Below are 18364 nucleotides of genomic sequence, written 5' to 3'. Positions count from 1 at the left end.
CACGCCCGTAGACTGGAGGCGTGGAGCTACCCGAGAAGTTCGCCGCCCTGGGCCTGACCTACGACGATGTCCTGCTGCTCCCCGGTCACTCCGACCTGGCGCCAGCGGACATCGACACCAGCTCCCGGCTGACCCGCGAGCTGACGCTGCGCGTGCCGCTGGTGAGCGCGGCCATGGACACCGTCACCGAGTCCCGGATGGCGATCGCCATGGCCCGGCAGGGCGGGCTCGGCGTGCTGCACCGCAACCTCTCGATCGAGGACCAGGCCTACCAGGTCGACCTCGTCAAGCGCACCCAGACCGGGATCATCCCCAACCCCGTGACGATCGGTCCCGACGCGACGCTGGAGCAGCTGGACCACCTGGCCGGCGAGTACCGCATCTCGGGCTTCCCCGTCGTGGACGTCGACGGCCGCCTGATCGGCATCATCACCAACCGCGACCTGCGGTTCACCCCCGTGGCGGAGTGGGCGACCACCAAGGTCGAGGAGGTGATGACGCCGATGCCGCTGGTCACCGGGCCGGTCGGCATCTCCCGTGAGGACGCGACCCTGCTGCTGCGCCAGCACAAGCGCGAGCGGCTCCCGCTGGTCGACGACCAGGGCCGCCTCGCCGGCCTGATCACCGTCAAGGACTTCGTGAAGTCCGAGCAGTTCCCGAACGCCTCGAACGACGGCCAGGGTCGGCTGATGGTCGGCGCCGCGATCGGCTACTTCGGCGACGCCTGGGAGCGGGCGACCACGCTGATCGAGGCCGGCGTCGACGTGCTGGTGGCCGACACCGCGCACGGCAACGTGCGGCTGCTGCTCGACATGGTCCAGCGGCTCAAGTCCGACCCCGCCACCCGGCACGTCCAGGTGATCGGCGGCAACGTCGCGACCCGGGAGGGCGCCCAGGCGTTCGTCGACGCGGGCGCCGACGCGGTCAAGGTCGGCGTGGGCCCGGGCTCGATCTGCACCACCCGCGTGGTCACCGGCGTCGGCGTACCCCAGGTCTCCGCTGTCTACGAGGCGTCCCTGGCCTGCAAGCCCGCCGGCGTCCCCGTGATCGCCGACGGCGGCATGAAGTACTCCGGCGAGATCGCCAAGGCGCTGGTCGCCGGGGCCGACACCGTGATGCTCGGCTCGCTGCTCGCCGGCTGCGAGGAGTCTCCGGGCGAGCTGGTCTTCGTCAACGGCAAGCAGTTCAAGAGCTACCGCGGGATGGGCTCGATGGGCGCGATGTCGAGCCGCGGGAAGAAGTCCTACTCCAAGGACCGCTACTTCCAGGCGGAGATCGCCAGCGACGACATGATCGTGCCCGAGGGCATCGAGGGGCAGGTCGCCTACCGCGGGCCGCTGGCCGCGGTCGCCCACCAGCTCATCGGCGGCCTGACCCAGTCGATGTTCTACGTTGGTGCCCGCACCGTCCCGGAGCTTCAGGAGAAGGGCCGGTTCGTCCGGATCACCCAGGCCTCCCTCAGCGAGAGTCACCCGCACGGCGTTCAGATGACCGTCGAGGCCCCCAACTACACAGGACGCTGATGACCGACATCGAGATCGGCCGCGCCAAGCGCGGCCGCCGCGCCTACGCCTTCGACGACATCGCGATCGTGCCCTCCCGGCGCACCCGCGACCCCGAGGAGGTCAGCACCGCCTGGCAGATCGACGCCTACCGGTTCGACATCCCGGTCCTGGCCGCCCCGATGGACTCGGTGATGTCGCCGGCGACCGCCATCGCGTTCGGGCAGCACGGCGGCCTCGGGGTGCTCAACCTCGAGGGCCTGTGGACCCGCTACGACGACCCCGAGCCGCTGCTCGCCGAGGTCGCCGGGCTCCGCGGCGCCGACGCCACCCGTCGGATGCAGGAGATCTACGCGGCGCCGGTCCGGGCCGAGCTGATCACCGAGCGGCTCCGCCAGGTGCGGGAGGCCGGCGTCACCGTCGCCGGGTCGCTCTCCCCGCAGCGCACCAAGGAGTTCGCCAAGACCGTCGTGGACGCCGGCGTGGACATGTTCGTGATCCGCGGAACCACTGTCAGCGCCGAGCACGTCTCCGGGCAGGCCGAGCCGCTGAACCTCAAGGAGTTCATCTACGAGCTCGACGTCCCGGTGATCGTCGGCGGCTGCGCGACCTACCAGGCGGGCCTGCACCTGATGCGGACCGGCGCGGCGGGCGTGCTGGTCGGCTTCGGCGGCGGGGCGGCGCACACGACCCGCACCGTCCTGGGCGTCGCCGTGCCGATGGCCTCGGCCCTCGCGGACGTGGCGGCCGCGCGCCGCGACTACCTCGACGAGTCCGGCGGGCGCTACGTCCACGTGATCGCGGACGGCTCGATCGGCAAGTCCGGCGACCTGGCGAAGGCGATCGCCTGCGGCGCCGACGCGGTCATGGTCGGCTCGCCGTTCGCCCGGGCCACCGACGCACCGGGCCACGGGTTCCACTGGGGCGCCGAGGCGCACCACGCCGAGCTGCCCCGCGGCGAGCGGGTGGAGTTCGAGACCGTCGGCACGATGGAGCAGATCCTGTTCGGCCCGTCGCACGTCGCGGACGGCACGATGAACCTGATCGGCGCGCTGCGGCGCTCGATGGCGACCACCGGCTACACCGACGTCAAGGAGTTCCAGCGCATCGAGGTAGTCGTTGGCTGAGGGCCGTCCGGTCCTCGCCGCCGGCCAGGCGGTCGCCGTCGCCGGCGACCCGGCCGGCAACGTCGCCACGGCCGCCCGGCTGACCCGCCGGGCGGGGGACCGTGGCGCCGACGTGCTGGTGCTGCCCGAGGCGTTCCTGACCGGGTACGACGCGCCGGTGTTCGCCGGCGCCCTGCCGGACGTCGCCGACCACCAGGGGCCGCTCCTGGACCCGCTGCGCGACGCGGCCCGGGCCGCCGGGACCACGGTGGTGGTCGGCACGGCCGTGGACCGCGGCGAGCGGCGCACCCTGTCGACAGCGCTGGTCCGTCCCGACGGGACGGTCTCGCTGCCCTACGACAAGCAGCACCTCGACGGCCTCGAGCGCACCCACTTCCAGCCGGGCGACCACGGCACCTCGGTCGCGGTCGCGGGCGTCGAGCTGGGGCTCTCGATCTGCTACGACGGGTGCTTCCCCGAGCACGCCAGGTCCGCGGCGGCGGACGGCGCCCTGGGCTACCTCGCCTCCGCGGCGTACTTCCCGGGCGGCGCGCACCGGCGCGACCTGTACTACGCCGCCCGCGCCCTCGACAACGGGTTCTACGTTGTCCTCTCCGGACTGACCGGGCCGTGCGGCATCAGCCGGTTCATCGGCGGCTCGGCGATCTACGACCCCGAGGGCCGGCCGCTCGCGCGGCTCGACGAGGAGGAGGGCGTGGTCGTCGCCGAGCTCGACCCCGAGCTGGTCGCCGCCACCCGCGCCCGGCACACGATGCACGAGGACCACCGGCCCGGCCTCGGGCAGCGCGTGCGGGTCTGAGCGCGGCTCAGTCCGCGGGCTCCTCGGCCGCGGGGAAGGCCAGCAGGCCCAGGTCGTTGAGCTCACCGAGCGGCTTGATCTCCTCCTCGCCCTCGAGCAGCGCCACGTCGCCCTCGATGCTCCGGTTGCGGGCGAGCACGAGATCGGCGCCGTGCACCACCGCCATGGGCGCCGTCACCAGGCCGGCGAGCATCGCGTCGTCCATCGCCCAGCGGCCGACCAGCTCGCCCGTCTCGAGGTCGAGCGCGAGCAGGTCGCCCACGGCTGCGGAGGAGTGGAACGCGAGCGCGACCGAGCCGTCGGGAAGGACCGGGCCGAGGGTCAGGCGGTCGAAGTACCTGTCCTCGCCGGTGGTCTGCAGCGGCTCGCGGTCGAAGGTCCACTCGTACTCGCCGGTGGCCGGGTCCAGCCGGCTGATGTTCCCGCCGTCCTCGATCACGATGTCCTTCTCGACGGAGAGCACCGTCTCCCGCGGCACCCGGTACAGGTCCCGGCTGGCGAGCATCGGGTTGTGGTACGTCCCGTCCTCGGCCCGCTCGGCCGGGAGCCGGTGCTGGGCGAGGGTGCGGCCGGTGGCCGGGTCGATCAGCCACAGGTACTTGACGCCCACCAGCTCCCCGTCGGCGCCGGTCGCGGAGGACTCGCGGAGGATCAGGCGCCCGTCCGCGGGGCTGGGGTCGGCGTCGGTGTCGGGCGGCTCGTCCGTGGGGAACTCGGCGTTGCGCCGCCGCCAGAGGATCTCCCCGCTGGTGGTGTCGACCCCGACCACGAAGTCGGTGCCGAACTGGGCGCGGTACAGGGAGAGCACCAGCACGTCGGCGCCGCGGACCGGTGCGATGCCGGAGACCGTCATCTCCTTGCCGAGGCTGCGCTGCGGCGTGAGCACCGCGACCGTGCCGTCCTCCTGCACCTGCTCGAGACCGCGGTCGGTCACCACGAAGGTCTCGTCGGCGTGGCTTCGGATCTCCTCGACGCCGCCGAAGCTGCCCAGGCGCAGGTTCGCGACGACGTCGCCGGTGCGGACGTCGAGGGTGACGAGCCGGGTGCCGCGCTCGTCCAGGTCGGCGCTCGCGGTCTCGGGGTAGGCGAAGGTCCACAGGTGCTCGTGGTGCGGTGCGGAGCCGGCGTACTCGACGACCTCGCCGCCGAGGTCGACCGGGCTGCGCCACAGCTCCGCGCCGTCCTCGAGGGACACCCCGAGCACTGTGTCGAGAGCGAAGTAGACGACGACGTCGTCGACCACGAACATGCCCTGCTGGTTCACGTCGTGCTCGGTCGACTCCGCGGTGCCGGTGCTGCGCACCAGCCACCGCGGCTCCACGACAGGGTCGGTGACCTCGCCCGAGGAGGGGAAGTCCGTCTCCGCCGGCAGCGCGGGGCCGGCCGGCGTCTCCGGCTCCGCAGGCGGTGGCGCGGCGTCCCGGTCGGGGTCGTCGCTGCAGCCGGCGAGCAGCGTGCCGGCCAGGAGCAACGGCAGGGCAGCGCCCAGGACCGTGCGGCCGGACCTGGTCACCACGACTGCACCCAGCTCTGGACCTCGGCCAGCAGGGCGTCGTGGGACTTCCAGCCGGCGGTCCGGACCGCCTCCTCGGTCGGCTTGCGGTAGCAGGCCCGGCCGAAGTCGAGCGCCCCGTCGCGGCCGCGGCGGTCCTCCATGAACGCGAACACCGCGGCGGCGCAGCCGTAGTTGGTCGACACGTGCGGCTCGGCCTGGAAGACCCCGCCGTCGATGACGTTCCTGCCGCGCATCCGCTCGCGGAATCCGGCGAACCCGGACCGGACCAGGCCGCCGTACTCGGCCCGGACCCCGGCGCCGGAGCCGACCTCGCCCCAGGTCGCCAGGCCCTCGGCCGGCCACGGGTCGCTGTCGCCCCACTGGTAGGCCAGGCCGTGGACCGCCTCGTGCATCGCGACTGCCGTCGCGCGGGCCGGGGAGTCGAACGCGCCCGGGCGCAGCATCAGCCGGCTGCCGGCGTACGCCGCGCGCGGACCGGCGCTCTTGCCGGTCCGCGCGACCTCGGCGGGGTCGACGTACCCGGCGCGGATGGCGAAGCCGTCGCGCTCGGGCCGGTAGTCGCCGTTGCCGAAGAGCGGGTCGCCGACCTCGGCGACCGCGAAGAACAGCTTGCTGACCCCGTCCGGCGGCGCGATCAGCTCCATGGCCCGCGCGGCGCCGGCGTCGACGCTCGCGATGTTCGCCCGGACCCGGTCGACCATCGCGGTCCGGACCGCCACCCAGGAGTGCCGGCCCTCGACCATCTCCCAGCCCCGGAGGTCCCACGGGGCGGGACTGATGGGGTCGCGGGGCCCGTCCAGCCCCAGGATCTCCAGCGGGGAGTCCGGGGTCGCCTTGCGCATCGTCGCGTGGTAGGTCTGGACCACCGGGCGCGAGTCGACGTCGCTGATCCGGTGGGTCAGCGCGACGTCGGCCTCGATCTCCACCGGCCCGCCGGCGGCGTTCACCATCCGGTCGAGGGTCTCGTCGAGGACGAATCCCACGTCGGAGGTCGGGAACCGGCGCAGGTTCTCCAGCCGGCGCTGCCACTCGCCGACCTTCAGGTCCGGGACGACGGTGCGCATCGTCTCGACGTCGGCGTGCCGCAGGGCCTCGCCGAGCCGCCCGACGAGCGCCTCGATGTCCTCGGTGGTGATGACGTTCCCGGCGTCCTGGGTGTGGATGATCGGGCCGTCCGGGGTGGCGCTGGTGCTCTTCCCCGGTCCGGGCGCCGAGGCCTTCGAACCGCCGTCGCTGCATCCCGCCAGCAGCACACCGGCCACCCCGGCGACCACCGCCCGACGTCCGAGGGGCGCGGCTGGCGACCAGGGCAGTCCCCGCGGAGCGGGTGGGTGCGGCGCGCCGAGGGGCGGGCGGGGTGCCGGAGGCGTCACGGGTTCTCCTCGGTCGGTCCCGGCGGACTGCCGGATCCCGCACAGGCTCCCCGTCGGATCTCGGCCGAAACGCTGGTGTAGGCCGGTTTGCGACCATGGAGACATGAGCCGCGACCCGAGCGCCCTGACCCCCGCCGCCCGCGAGGCCGCGCTGAGCGCGCTGGCGGGCGCGAGCACCGGCGGGGGAGCGGCGGCCGAGCTCGACGTGCTGGTGGTCGGGGGCGGGGTGGTCGGCACCGGGGTGGCGCTCGACGCCGTCACCCGTGGCCTGAGCACCGGCCTGGTCGAGCAGCGCGACCTGGCCAGCGGCACCAGCAGCCGCAGCAGCAAGCTGGTCCACGGCGGACTGCGCTACCTGGAGATGCTCGACCTGGCCCTGGTCCGCGAGGCGCTGCACGAGCGCGGGCTGCTGCTGACCCGCCTCGCCCCGCACCTGGTCCGCCCGGTGCCGTTCCTCTACCCGCTCACGCACCGCGGCTGGGAGCGCGCCTACATCGGCGCCGGCCTGGCGCTGTACGACGCGATGGCGAGCGTCGGCACCCAGGACCGCGGGGTGCCGCGGCACCGGCACCTGACCCGCGGCCAGGTCCGCCGGATCGCCCCCGACCTGCGCACCGACACGATCACCGGGGCGATCCGCTACCACGACGCCCAGGTCGACGACGCCCGCCTGGTCCTCACGCTCGCCCGCACCGCCGCCGGCCACGGCGCGCAGGTCGCGACCCGGACCGCCGTGACCGGGTTCCTGCGCGAGGGCGAGCGGGTCGTCGGGGTGCGCGCCACGGACCTCGAGACCGGCCGCGAGCTGGAGATCCGGGCCCGCGTCGTCGTCAACGCCGCGGGCGTGTGGACCGACGAGATCCAGGAGATGGTCGGCGGCCGCGGGGCGCTGGACGTGCAGGCCTCCAAGGGCATCCACCTGGTCGTGCCGCGGGACCGGATCCGCTCCGAGGCCGGCCTGATCGCGCGCACCGAGACCTCGGTGCTGTTCGTGATCCCCTGGGGGCGGCACTGGATCATCGGCACCACCGACACCGCCTGGGACCTCGACAAGGCGCACCCGGCGGCCAGCCGCGCCGACATCGACTACCTCCTCGAGCACGTCAACGAGTTCCTGCGCGAGCCGCTGGACCACGACGACGTCGAGGGCGTGTACGCCGGGCTGCGCCCGCTGCTGCGCGGGGAGTCCGAGCCGACCTCGAAGATCTCCCGCGAGCACACGGTCGTCACGCCGGTGCCGGGCCTGGTGATGATCGCCGGCGGCAAGCTCACGACGTACCGCGTGATGGCCCGCGACGCCGTCGACGCGGCCGCCCACTCGCTGCGGACCACCCTCGGCGCCACGGTCCGGGACTCGATCACCGACCGGGTGCCGCTGCTCGGCGCGGACGGGTTCGCGGCCCGCACCAACCAGCGGGTGCTGCTGGCCCACCGCACCGGCCTGCACGTGGCCCGGATCGACCACCTGCTGGGCCGGTTCGGCGGTCTGGTCGACGACCTCCTCGCGCTGATCGACGAGCGGCCCGACCTCGTCGCGGAGCTCGCGGGCGCCGAGGACTACCTCGCCGCCGAGGTCGTGTACGCCGTGACCCACGAGGGCGCCCGCCACCTCGACGACGTGCTGACCCGGCGGACCCGGATCTCCATCGAGTCCTTCGACCGCGGGGTGCGGGCCGCCCCCGAGGTCGCGCGGCTGATGGCCGCCGAGCTGGGCTGGGACGAGGTGCGCACCGCCGACGAGGTCGACCACTACCTGCGCCGGGTCGAGGCGGAGCGGCTCAGCCAGCTCCAGCTCACCGACCGGGAGGCCGACGAGGCGCGGGTGCGGGCCCCCGACATCGTCTGAGCGGGCCCGGGAGGCGGCGGTGTCCGGAATTGCTACCGGAGGGTAGTTTTCCGCGACGCCCGTCACATACTCTCGGTACATGAACGCCTCGAACCCGACCTCTGCCGGTGGCCCGACCGTGGCGGGGCCCCCCGACCCCGAGCACGACCCGGCCGCGTCCTACGCGCTGGAGCCGGCGTACGTCGAGGCGCTGACCCGGCGGGTGGCGGCGACCACCGGACGCTCGGTCCAGGTCCACTCCCCGCTCAACGGAGCCCCGCTGGCCCACGTGCCGCAGTCGGGGCCGGCCGACGTCGACGCCGCCTTCGCCCGGGCCCGGCGCGCCCAGGTCGCGTGGTCGCGGACGCCGATCGCGGAGCGCTCGGCGCTGCTGCTGCGCCTGCACGACATCCTCCTGGACCGCCAGGAGGAGATCATCGACCTGATCGTCTGGGAGTCCGGCAAGGCCCGCAAGCACGCGTTCGACGAGCCGCTCCACGTCGCGCTGACCGCGCGCTACTACGGCCGGATGGCCGAGCGGCACCTGGGCACCCGGCGCGGGATGGGCGTGGTGCCCGGCCTGACCCGGGTGGACCTGAACCGGGTCCCCAAGGGCGTGGTCGGGATCATCGCGCCCTGGAACTACCCCTTCGACCTGGCGCTCGTGGACGCGCTGCCCGCGCTGGCCGCCGGCAACGCAGTGGTCATCAAGCCGGACTCGCAGACGACGCTCTCGGCGCTGCTCGCCGCCCGGCTGCTCGAGGAGGCCGGGCTGCCCGAGGACCTCTACACGGTGCTCGCCGGTCCCGGCTCCGAGATCGGCCCCGCGCTCATCGAGCGCGCCGACTACGTCTGCTTCACCGGCTCGACCGCCACCGGCCGCGGGGTCGCCAAGGCGTGCGCGGAGCGGCTGATCGGCTGCTCGCTGGAGCTCGGCGGCAAGAACCCGCTCCTGGTGCTGCGCGACGCCGACCTGGAGAAGGCGGCCGAGGGCACCCTGCGTGCGTCGTTCGCGAACGCCGGGCAGCTGTGCGTCTCGACCGAGCGGGTCTTCGTGGCCGACCAGGTCTACGACCGGTTCGTCGAGCGGCTGGTGGCCCGCACCGAGGCGATGACGCTGGGCGCCACGCTGGAGTGGGGCAACGACATGGGCACGCTGATCTCGCAGGCCCAGCTGGACACCGTGACCGCCCACGTCGAGGACGCGGTCGCCCAGGGGGCGCGGGTCCTGGTCGGCGGCCGGGCCCGCCCCGACCTGGGGCCGTACTTCTTCGAGCCGACCGTGCTGGAGGGCGTCACCCCGGAGATGACCTGCTTCGGCACCGAGACCTTCGGCCCGGTGATCTCGCTGTACCGCTTCCACGACGAGGCCGACGCGCTGGCGCGCGCCAACGACGGCCACTACGGGCTCAACGCCTCGATCTACAGCCGGGACGGCGACCGGGCCCGGCGGCTCGCCGCCCAGGTGCGCTGCGGCAGCGTCAACGTCAACGAGGCCTTCGCGGCCTCCTTCGCCAGCATCGACGCCCCGATGGGCGGCATGCGCGAGTCCGGCCTGGGCCGGCGCCAGGGCGCGGAGGGCATCCACCGCTACACCGACGCCCAGACCGTGGCCAGCCAGCGGCTGATCCGGTTCGCGCCGATGCTGGGGATGAGCGATGAGACCTACGGTCGCGTGATGACCGCGAACCTGCGGATCCTCAAGCGGCTGGGGCGCGCGTGAGCGCGGCGTACGACTTCGACGTCCTGGTCGTCGGATCCGGCTTCGGCGGCTCGGTGACCGCGCTGCGGCTGACCGAGAAGGGCTACCGGGTCGGCGTGGTGGAGGCGGGCGCCCGCTTCGACGACGCCGACTTCTCCTCCGGCACCCTGGACCTCGGCAAGTACCTGTGGGTGCCGCCGCTGGGCATGTACGGCATCCAGCGCATCGACGCCCTGCGCGACACGATGATCGTCGCCGGAGCCGGGGTGGGCGGCGGGTCGCTGGTCTACGCGAACACCCTCTACGAGCCGCTGCCGGCGTTCTACAACGACGCCCAGTGGGCGCACATCACCGACTGGAAGTCCGAGCTGGCGCCGTACTACGACCAGGCGAAGCGGATGCTGGGCGTGGTCGAGAACCCGGTCCGCACCGCCTCCGACGACGTCATGGAGAAGGTCGCCACCGAGATGGGCGCGGCCGACACCTTCCACGCCACCCCGGTGGGCGTCTTCTTCGGCGGCCCCGGCCAGCAGCCGGGGGAGCGGGTCGAGGACCCGTTCTTCGGAGGTGCGGGCCCGGCCCGCAACACCTGCCTCAACTGCGGCGAGTGCATGTCCGGCTGCCGGCACAACGCCAAGAACACACTGGTCAAGAACTACCTCTACCTCGCGGAGCAGAACGGCGCGGCGGTGCTGCCGCTGACCACTGTCACCCGCCTGGAGCCCCGCGCCGAGGGCGGGTACGACGTGACGGTGCGCTACACCAAGGCGCGGCGCGCGACCCCGCGCACCACCCGGGTGCTGACCGCGCAGCACGTGGTCCTGGCGGCGGCGTCGCTCGGGACCCAGAAGCTGCTGCACCGGATGAAGGACGAGGGCCACCTGCCGCGCCTCTCGTCCCGGCTGGGCGAGCTCTCGCGCACCAACTCCGAGTCGATCCTCGGCGCGATCGCGCCGAAGAGCGACCCGACCGACTACTCCCACGGCGTCGCGATCACCTCCAGCTGGCACCCCGACGAGGACACCCACATCGAGCCGGTGCGCTACGGCAAGGGCTTCAACGTGATGGCGATGCTGCAGACCGTGCTCACCGATGGGGACGGCGACGTCCCGCGCTGGCGGGCCTGGCTGCGCGAGCTGTGGAGGCAGCGCTCGCGGGTCCTGGACCTCTACGACTTCCGGCACTGGTCGGAGCGCACCGTGATCGCGCTGGTGATGCAGAGCCTGGACAACTCGATCACCACCTACGGCAAGCGCAGCCGGCTCACCGGGCGCTGGCGGATGACCTCGCGGCAGGGCCACGGCGCCCCGAACCCGACCTGGATCCCGGCGGCCAACGACGCCGCGCGGCGGATCGCCGACCAGCTCGGCGGCACCCCGGGCGGGAACATCGGGGAGCCGTTCGGCATGCCGCTGACCGCGCACTTCATCGGCGGCTGCGCGATCGGGGAGTCCTCCGAGACCGGGGTCGTGGACCCCTACCAGCGCGTCTTCGGCCATCCCGGCCTGCACGTCGCCGACGGCTCGGCGATCACCGCGAACCTCGGCGTGAACCCGTCGCTGACGATCACGGCGCAGGCCGAGCGGGCGATGGCGTTCTGGCCGAACAAGGGCGAGGCCGACCCCCGGCCCCCGCTCGGGGCGCCGTACCAGCGGCTGGACCCGGTGCCGCCGCGGGCGCCGGTCGTCCCGCCGCACGCCCCGGCGGCCCTGCGGCTGCCGGTGGTCGGCGTCAGCTGAGCCCCGGTCGAGCCCCGTAACCCGGGTTCGTCGTCCTCGTTGAGGAGGCGTACCCGGCACCTGCTCCCTCTCGACCCGCCGGGTCCGCTCGGTCCGTGGCGTCGTTCGCGGCGCGTGGACAGTCAGGGCCCGGCCTCGGGGTGGCCGGGCCCTGGTGGGTTTTCTGGGGCCCCGGATCGCTAGGCTCTGCTCATGGCCTCTCCCGCTCAGGACCACGACCTCGTCCTGGTGGTCGACTTCGGTGCCCAGTACGCCCAGCTGATCGCGCGCCGGGTCCGCGAGGCCCGCGTCTACTCCGAGATCGTGCCCCACCACGTGCCCGTCGAGGAGCTCCTCGCCCGCAACCCGAAGGCGATCATCCTCTCCGGCGGACCGTCCTCGGTGTACGCCGAGGGGGCGCCCGCCATCGACCCGGCGCTCTTCACGGCCGGCACCCCGGTCTTCGGCATGTGCTACGGCTTCCAGCTGATGGCCCGCGGCCTCGGCGGGGAGGTCTCGCACACCGGTGCCCGCGAGTACGGCCGCACGGAGGTGAGCGTCAGCGACGGCGGCACGCTCCTCGCCGACGTCCCGGACGCGCACACCGTCTGGATGTCGCACGGCGACTCGGTCACGGCGGCGCCCGAGGGATTCCGGGTGCTGGCCTCGACGGCCTCCACGCCGGTGGCGGCCTTCGAGGACGTCGACCGCGGCCTCGCCGGCGTGCAGTGGCACCCCGAGGTGCTGCACACCGAGCACGGCCAGCGGGTCCTCGAGCACTTCCTGCTCGACATCGCCGGCTGCCGGCCCACCTGGACGATGGTCAACATCGTCGAGGAGCAGATCGAGACCATCCGCCGCCAGATCGGCGAGCGCGGCCGGGCCATCTGCGGCCTCTCCGGCGGTGTCGACTCTGCAGTGGCCGCGGCGATCGTGCAGCGCGCGATCGGCGACCGGCTCACCTGCGTGTACGTCGACCACGGGCTGATGCGCCAGGGCGAGACCGAGCAGGTCGAGCGGGACTTCGTCGCCGCGACCGGCGTGGACCTCAAGGTCGTCGACGCCGCCGACCAGTTCCTGGACGCGCTCGCCGGGGTCTCGGACCCCGAGGAGAAGCGCAAGATCATCGGCCGGGAGTTCATCCGGACCTTCGAGGCCGCCGAGGCCGAGGTCCTCGCGGCCACCGCCGAGAGCGGCGAGAAGGTCGCGTTCCTGGTGCAGGGCACGCTCTACCCGGACGTCGTGGAGTCCGGCGGCGGCGCCGGCACCTCCAACATCAAGTCGCACCACAACGTGGGCGGGCTGCCCGAGGACCTCGAGTTCGAGCTGGTCGAGCCGCTGCGCACGCTGTTCAAGGACGAGGTGCGCCTGGTCGGCGAGCAGCTCGGGCTGCCGGCCGAGATCGTGTGGCGCCAGCCGTTCCCGGGCCCCGGCCTCGGGATCCGCATCGTCGGCGAGGTCACCCGCGATCGCCTGGAGATCCTCCGCCAGGCCGACGCGATCGCCCGCGAGGAGCTCACCCGCGCCGGCCTGGACCGCGACATCTGGCAGATGCCGGTGGTGCTGCTGGCCGACGTCCGCTCGGTGGGCGTCCAGGGTGACGGGCGCACCTACGGCCACCCGGTCGTGATCCGCCCGGTCACCTCCGAGGACGCGATGACCGCCGACTGGGCGCGGCTGCCGTACGACGTCCTGGAGCGGATCTCCACCCGGATCACCAACGAGGTGGCCGAGGTGAACCGGGTGGCGCTGGACGTGACGTCCAAGCCCCCGGGGACCATCGAGTGGGAGTGACCGGAGCTGAGTGGGAGTGGCCGCAGCGAGGCACGAGCGGAGGCCGGCTCCCACTCCAAGGAAGGGCACGAGCGGAGGTCAGCTCCCACTCCAGACAGTGCCGAGTGGGAGTGACCGGAGCCGAGTGGGAGTGGGGCCCGGCTCAGTAGGAGAACCGACTGACCTCGCGCCGCAGCAGGGTGGCCATGCCGGCCAGCTCGCCGATGGCGGTGCTGGTCTGGTCGACGGCCTCGGTCGTGACGGCGCTGCTCTCGGCGACGCCGCTGATGCTCTGGGCGATGTCGCTGGAGCTGCCGGCGGCCTGCGCGACCAGCCGGCTCATCTCGCCGGTGGTGGCGGTCTGCTCCTCCACGGCCGCGGCGATCGTCGTCTGGTAGTCGCTGATCGAGCTGACGATCTCGCCGATGCTGCCGATGGCCTCCCGACAGGCCGACGCGTCGGCCTGGATGGTGCCGATCTGGGCGGTGATGCTCTCGGTGGCGCGGGCGGTCTCCTGGGCGAGCTCCTTGACCTCGCCGGCGACCACGGCGAACCCCTTGCCGGCCTCTCCGGCGCGGGCGGCCTCGATGGTGGCGTTGAGGGCGAGCAGGTTCGTCTGCTCGGCGATCGAGGTGATCACCTTGACGATCTTGCCGATCTCCTCGCTGGACGTGCCGAGCTTGCGCACGGTGTCGTTGGTGAGGGCGGCGTGGCCGACCGCCTCGCCGGCCACGGACGCGGCGCGCTGCGCGTTCTGGGCGATCTCCTGGATGGAGCTGCCCATCTCCTCGGTGCCGGCGGCGACCGCCGCGACGCTGCGCGACACCTCGTCGGCGGCGCCGGCCACGCGGCTGGACCGGGTCGAGGTCTCGGCGGCCGAGTGCTCGATCGAGCGGGAGGTCGCGGTGAGCTCCTCGGCGGCGGAGGCGACGGTGGTCGCGGACTCCGCCACGGATCCCACGAGCGAGCGCAGCGAGGTCAGCGCGGTCGACAGGGACCCGGCCATCTGGCCGACCTCGTCGCGGGAGTCGACGTCGAGCTCGACGGTGAGGTCACCGGCCGCGACCTTCTCCAGCCCGGCGCTGACCCGCCGCAGCGGGCGCACGATCGAGGCCGCGAGGAGGGCCGCCAGCACGCCGCCGAGCAGCACGACCAGGACGGTCGCGACGAGCGAGGCCAGCCGGGTGCTGTCCTGCGCGGCGGCCGCGTCGGCCCGGACCTCCTCGACGTGCTCGCCCACGGTGCCGGTCAGCGCGTCGAGCGCCTCGGTGATCGTGAAGTAGATCTCCCACTTGGGGCCTTCCGAGACCGCGTCGCCCTGGTCGAGCCGGCCCTTCGCCCACAGGGCGTGGATCTGGTCGTTGTACTGCACCAGCTCGGCCCAGCTGCTCTCGATCGTGGCCAGGTCGGCTGCCGCCGCGTCGCTGAGGTCGCCCCGGTCGAGGTCGAAGAGCCTCTCGAAGCCCTTGACGCCGTCCCGGTAGCTCGCGAGGTTCTCCCCGCCGGGCGCTGCGGCGTCCCGGCCCTCCGAGCGGGACTTCCAGGCGGTGATGTTCTGCCAGTTCGAGGCCCACAGCAGGTCGTAGCGGGCCCGCTCGACGGTGTCCTGGACGGCGACCGCGGCGGAGACGTCGTCGTGGAGGTCCTCGACCGTGCCGGCGCCGGCGATGCCGACCACCGCGACCACGAGGGTGCCGGTCCCCATGAGTGCCGCGAGGGCGAAGAGACGGGCGCGCAGGCCCACGTCGGAGATCCGGCGCCGGCGGGCCGGGGGAGTGGGGGAGGACATGGGGCTCGCTCTCGTGGCCGGGTCCCTCGCGCGCCCGGTGCGCACAAGGCCTGGATCCGGTCTGGAGTAGAGATCGGCCCGGGCCGGCGCGTGCTGAGCCACGGATCACGCCACGCGTGAACGGTCGTCCTGGCAAGATCTGCCAACGGCTCGGAAGCCCGGCGCCGCAGCGCCCGCAGGCCCCCGGTGCTGCGGTCCTCGCCCCCTAGGATGCCGGGATGGAGCGTGCGCTGCACCACCTGGACCTGTGGGTCTCCGACCCCGAGCTGGCCGCCGACGAATGGGGCTGGCTGCTGGGGGAGCTCGGTTGGGAGGTCGACTCCCAGGCTCGGTCGTGGGCGCACCCCGACGGCACCTACCTGTTCCTGGAGCGCTCCGCGGACCAGGCCGACGTCCCGCACGACCGGCTGCGGCCGGGCGTGAACCACCTGGCGCTGCGGATGCCGGAGGACGCCGACCGGGACGCGCTGGACCGGCTGCGGGCGGAGTCCTCGGGGCACGGGTGGCGCGAGCTGTTCGCCGACCACTACCCGCACGCCGGGGGCGAGCAGCACACGGCGCTGTACGTCGAGAGCTCGGAGGGCTTCGAGGTGGAGGTCGTCCTCGGCGACTGAGGACGCCGGCCGGCCCGCACTCGGGCCAGCCGGAGGGCCGCTAGGAGTACCGGTGGCTCTTCGCCGCGTGCCCCTGCTCGCGGGTGCAGGTGCGCCCGCTCATGTTGCGGTGCCCGCACAGCGCCTCGACGGTCTCGCCGTCCGGCTTCGCCACCTTCGAGGCGGCCTTGGGCGCGGCCTTCGAGGTGGTCTTGGCCGCCGTCTTCGCGGGCGCCGGGGCCTTGGTGGCTGATCGGGTCACGGGCTTGGCGCCCGGATCGGCGGCCCGGGCCCGGGACTGCTCGTAGCGGGCCTCGCGCATCGCTCGGAGGGCGTCCATCTTGCTCATCGTCGACTCACCCGACCGATGGTAGGCCCGGGCGCCGACAACTCCCGCCCGGGGCCATGGCGAGAACCGGCCGGTCCCGCTCCACCGGCTCCCCGGACGTTTGAGGAGCGCCGGCCCGCGGGATGTTCCCAGGCGACCGCGCGAGACCCGAGGAGTAGACCCGATGGCTGACCTCTTCATCGACTTCGCAGCCCTCAGCCGCGTCCGGCACGACATGGACGGCATCTCCGACCTGCTCAGTCGTCCCGTCGACGCGATGCGGACCCGCGCCGCCGGGGCCACCGGGCACGACGGGCTGCGCCAGCGGCTGCAGGAGTTCGGGGACGACTGGGACTACGGGATCAAGCAGCTCGGCAAGTACTCCGCGGGCTGTTCGGAGGCCCTCGAGAACATCCGCACGCAGTTCGAGAAGCTCGACCAGGAGCTCGCCAGCGCCTTCGAGGACCAGGCGTGAGCAGCATGACTGGCTACCCGACGCTGGGCTTCGACCCGGTGGAGAACGACCCCGGCGCTAGTGCGGAGATCGCCGCTGAGCTCCGCACCGCGACCCAGCGCCTCGGGGAGGTCGACCAGGTGCTGCGCGGCGCCGGCGACCAGGCGTGGCAGGGACAGACCGCCGAGGCCTTCCGCGACTCGGTGTCCTCCGAGCTGACGCCCCGCGTGAGCGAGGCGTACCAGGCGTTCTGCGACGCGAGCCGCGCCTTCGATGCCTGGGTCGACATCCTCCCCACCTACTGCAGTCGGGCCGATGCGCTCGAGGATGCGGCGGTGGCGGCGGCTGCGCAGGTGGACTCGGCGCTGGGCGAGACCCGCTCGCTCTCCGAGCCGGCTCCGGACGCCGACGCGTCCGCGCTGGCCGACCACGCGACCCAGCGCCAGCAGCTGTCGGACTCGCTGGACGCAGCGCGGGGCGAGCTCGACCGGATCCGGGGCGAGGCCGAGGCCCTGCGCACCGAGGTCCGGGAGCGGGCCGGGATCGTGGCGGCCGCGTTCACGACCGCGGCGGACAGCGCTCCGGACGAGCCCGGGTTCTGGGAGCGGGCCGGCGACTTCCTCGCGGACGCCCGCGACATGCTGGGCGAGGCCTTCGACTGGTTCATGGAGAACCTGGCGCCGCTGCTGCAGCAGCTCGCCAGGATCGTCGGCGCGGTCGCGACGATCCTCTCGATCGTCTGCTTCGTCGTGGGCTTCGTCTTCCCGCCGGCGTTCGCGCTCGCCGGCACCCTCGGCACCGTCGCCAAGGTCGCCAGCTTCGTCGATCTCGGCATCCAGGGGCTGCGCGTCCTCCACGGCGAGGACGGGGCGCTCCAGGGCCTGCTCCTCCAGGCGGGCGGCATGGCCGCGGGCTTCGGGCTCGCGCGCGCGATCGGTCCGATCGCGGTGAACACCGAGTCGATCCTCAAGGGCGGCCTGTACACGCCGGTGCTCGCCGGCGTCTCGGTCGGCACGGGTGGCGCGGGCGCCACGGCGACCGCGGCCCTGACCGTCAACCCGGACGCCATCCACGCCCTCACCTACTGGGGCATCACCCGCTTCCGGGACCTCAACGACGCGTTCGGCACCCTGGAGCGGGAGGGCCGGTGAGCCTGCCCGTGGAGTCGCTGACCTTCGCGACGGGCCTGCCGCCCGGGTGGCTCGAGATCGGCGCCCACGAGGACGAGGAGGCGTTGCGCGGCTTCCTCGCCGCCCAGATCGCCGCCGACGCCGGCGCGTACACGGCCGAGCAGGAGCAGGCACTGGTGGACGCCTGCGTGCGGGCCCGCGAGCTGATGGCGGACCGGGCCTGGCTGCACCTGGGCTGCGTGGTCACCCAGGTCCCGCGGGACGAGACCTGGGTGAGCACCGTGTGGTCCGTCGGGATCGGGGTGCTCCGCGTGCCCGACTTCGGTGATGTCGACCCGATGGCGGTCGCGCAGCGCGGCGTCGCCCACCTCGGTGCTGTCGACTCGGTGCGCGAGTTCGCCCTCGCCGACGGGCGCGAGGGGATGCTCTTCGGGATGCGGGGAACCGCCGGCCCGGCCCTGAGCGAGGTGCCGCCGGACCAGCGACTTCCCCAGCTCGACCCCGACGCCCTGGGCATGTACGTCGTCCTGCTTCCGGTGGCGGGGGTCCCGGGGCTGGTCGGCATCACGGTCGGCGTCGCACCGAACGTGGAGGAGCGTGGCCCGATGTCGGTGCTGGCCGGCGAGATGGCAGCCAGCCTGCACGTCGTCGACGACCCCGCCTCGACGCCCCGCGACGCCGTCCTCATCGACACGACCAGGACCGTGCTGCCGCACGGGTTCCTGGAATGATGCG

General features: G+C 73.5%; 15 protein-coding genes. 11 read left to right on the top strand and 4 right to left on the bottom strand.

From position 1 onward, the window contains the following. Nucleotides 1-20: 20 nt before the first annotated feature. From guaB to EBO35_RS15855, 3 genes are read left to right on the top strand one after another with little or no spacing between them, the layout of a single operon-like run. The gene (gene guaB, locus EBO35_RS15865) at nt 21-1523 is read left to right on the top strand and encodes an IMP dehydrogenase (RefSeq protein ID WP_122818580.1); all 1503 of its coding nucleotides are present in this window, start codon (nt 21-23) and stop codon (nt 1521-1523) included. Then, complete coding sequence (locus EBO35_RS15860) at nt 1523-2629, top strand: GuaB3 family IMP dehydrogenase-related protein (protein ID WP_122818579.1); 1107 nt, start codon at nt 1523-1525, stop codon at nt 2627-2629. The genes guaB and EBO35_RS15860 overlap by 1 nt, the downstream gene beginning before the upstream one ends. Continuing rightward, nucleotides 2622-3428: a carbon-nitrogen hydrolase family protein gene (locus EBO35_RS15855; protein WP_122818578.1), complete on the top strand. Its 807-nt coding sequence runs from the start codon at nt 2622-2624 to the stop codon at nt 3426-3428. The genes EBO35_RS15860 and EBO35_RS15855 overlap by 8 nt, the downstream gene beginning before the upstream one ends. Nucleotides 3429-3435: 7 nt before the next feature. Here the strand turns inward: EBO35_RS15855 and EBO35_RS15850 are convergent, their stop codons facing one another. Both EBO35_RS15850 and EBO35_RS15845 read right to left on the bottom strand, forming a co-directional pair. Then, entirely contained in the window at nt 3436-4944 is a 1509-nt protein-coding gene (locus EBO35_RS15850) for an outer membrane protein assembly factor BamB family protein (RefSeq protein WP_122818577.1), read from the bottom strand. Then, nucleotides 4938-6206, bottom strand: coding sequence for a hypothetical protein (locus EBO35_RS15845; RefSeq protein ID WP_164477997.1), 1269 nt, complete (start codon nt 6204-6206; stop codon nt 4938-4940). Before EBO35_RS15845 ends, EBO35_RS15850 begins: the two co-directional genes overlap by 7 nt. A gap of 214 nt (nt 6207-6420) precedes the next feature. Here EBO35_RS15845 and EBO35_RS15840 point away from each other — a divergent pair, with 214 nt between their 5' ends. From EBO35_RS15840 to guaA, 4 genes are all read left to right on the top strand, one after another. Further along, nucleotides 6421-8163 (top strand): glycerol-3-phosphate dehydrogenase/oxidase, encoded by a 1743-nt coding sequence (locus tag EBO35_RS15840; protein ID WP_122818575.1) that lies wholly within the window; start codon nt 6421-6423, stop codon nt 8161-8163. Nucleotides 8164-8242: 79 nt separating this feature from the next. Further along, nucleotides 8243-9865 (top strand): succinic semialdehyde dehydrogenase, encoded by a 1623-nt coding sequence (locus EBO35_RS15835; RefSeq protein ID WP_122818574.1) that lies wholly within the window; start codon nt 8243-8245, stop codon nt 9863-9865. After that, nucleotides 9862-11583, top strand: coding sequence for a GMC oxidoreductase (locus tag EBO35_RS15830; protein WP_122818573.1), 1722 nt, complete (start codon nt 9862-9864; stop codon nt 11581-11583). The genes EBO35_RS15835 and EBO35_RS15830 overlap by 4 nt, the downstream gene beginning before the upstream one ends. 192 nt (nt 11584-11775) lie before the next feature. Further along, complete coding sequence (gene guaA, locus EBO35_RS15825; protein ID WP_122818572.1) at nt 11776-13356, top strand: glutamine-hydrolyzing GMP synthase; 1581 nt, start codon at nt 11776-11778, stop codon at nt 13354-13356. A 142-nt stretch (nt 13357-13498) separates the two neighbouring features. Here guaA and EBO35_RS15820 read toward each other — a convergent pair whose 3' ends face one another. Next, the gene (locus EBO35_RS15820) at nt 13499-15124 is read right to left on the bottom strand and encodes a methyl-accepting chemotaxis protein (protein WP_206422584.1); all 1626 of its coding nucleotides are present in this window, start codon (nt 15122-15124) and stop codon (nt 13499-13501) included. A 218-nt stretch (nt 15125-15342) separates the two neighbouring features. On the opposite strand from EBO35_RS15820, the gene EBO35_RS15815 reads away from it, so the two are divergent. After that, nucleotides 15343-15738 (top strand): VOC family protein, encoded by a 396-nt coding sequence (locus EBO35_RS15815; protein WP_122818571.1) that lies wholly within the window; start codon nt 15343-15345, stop codon nt 15736-15738. Nucleotides 15739-15778: 40 nt separating this feature from the next. Here the strand turns inward: EBO35_RS15815 and EBO35_RS19555 are convergent, their stop codons facing one another. Next, nucleotides 15779-16057, bottom strand: coding sequence for a hypothetical protein (locus EBO35_RS19555; RefSeq protein WP_164477996.1), 279 nt, complete (start codon nt 16055-16057; stop codon nt 15779-15781). A 172-nt stretch (nt 16058-16229) separates the two neighbouring features. Between EBO35_RS19555 and EBO35_RS15805 the strand changes: the two genes are divergently transcribed. Genes EBO35_RS15805 through EBO35_RS15795 form a run of 3 tightly spaced genes read left to right on the top strand, consistent with a single transcriptional unit; the run spans nt 16230 to nt 18360 of the window. Next, nucleotides 16230-16520 carry a hypothetical protein gene (locus tag EBO35_RS15805; protein ID WP_122818570.1) on the top strand — a complete coding sequence of 97 codons (291 nt, stop codon included), beginning with the start codon at nt 16230-16232 and terminating at the stop codon, nt 16518-16520. Beyond that, nucleotides 16517-17650, top strand: coding sequence for a hypothetical protein (locus tag EBO35_RS15800; protein WP_122818569.1), 1134 nt, complete (start codon nt 16517-16519; stop codon nt 17648-17650). The genes EBO35_RS15805 and EBO35_RS15800 overlap by 4 nt, the downstream gene beginning before the upstream one ends. Further along, entirely contained in the window at nt 17647-18360 is a 714-nt protein-coding gene (locus EBO35_RS15795; RefSeq protein ID WP_122818568.1) for a hypothetical protein, read from the top strand. The genes EBO35_RS15800 and EBO35_RS15795 overlap by 4 nt, the downstream gene beginning before the upstream one ends. Nucleotides 18361-18364: the final 4 nt, after the last annotated feature.

The organism is Nocardioides pantholopis (assembly GCF_003710085.1).
Lineage (GTDB): Bacteria > Actinomycetota > Actinomycetes > Propionibacteriales > Nocardioidaceae > Nocardioides > Nocardioides pantholopis.
Note: the sequence above shows the minus strand (reverse complement) of the source record. Positions and strands in the feature narration are given on the sequence as shown.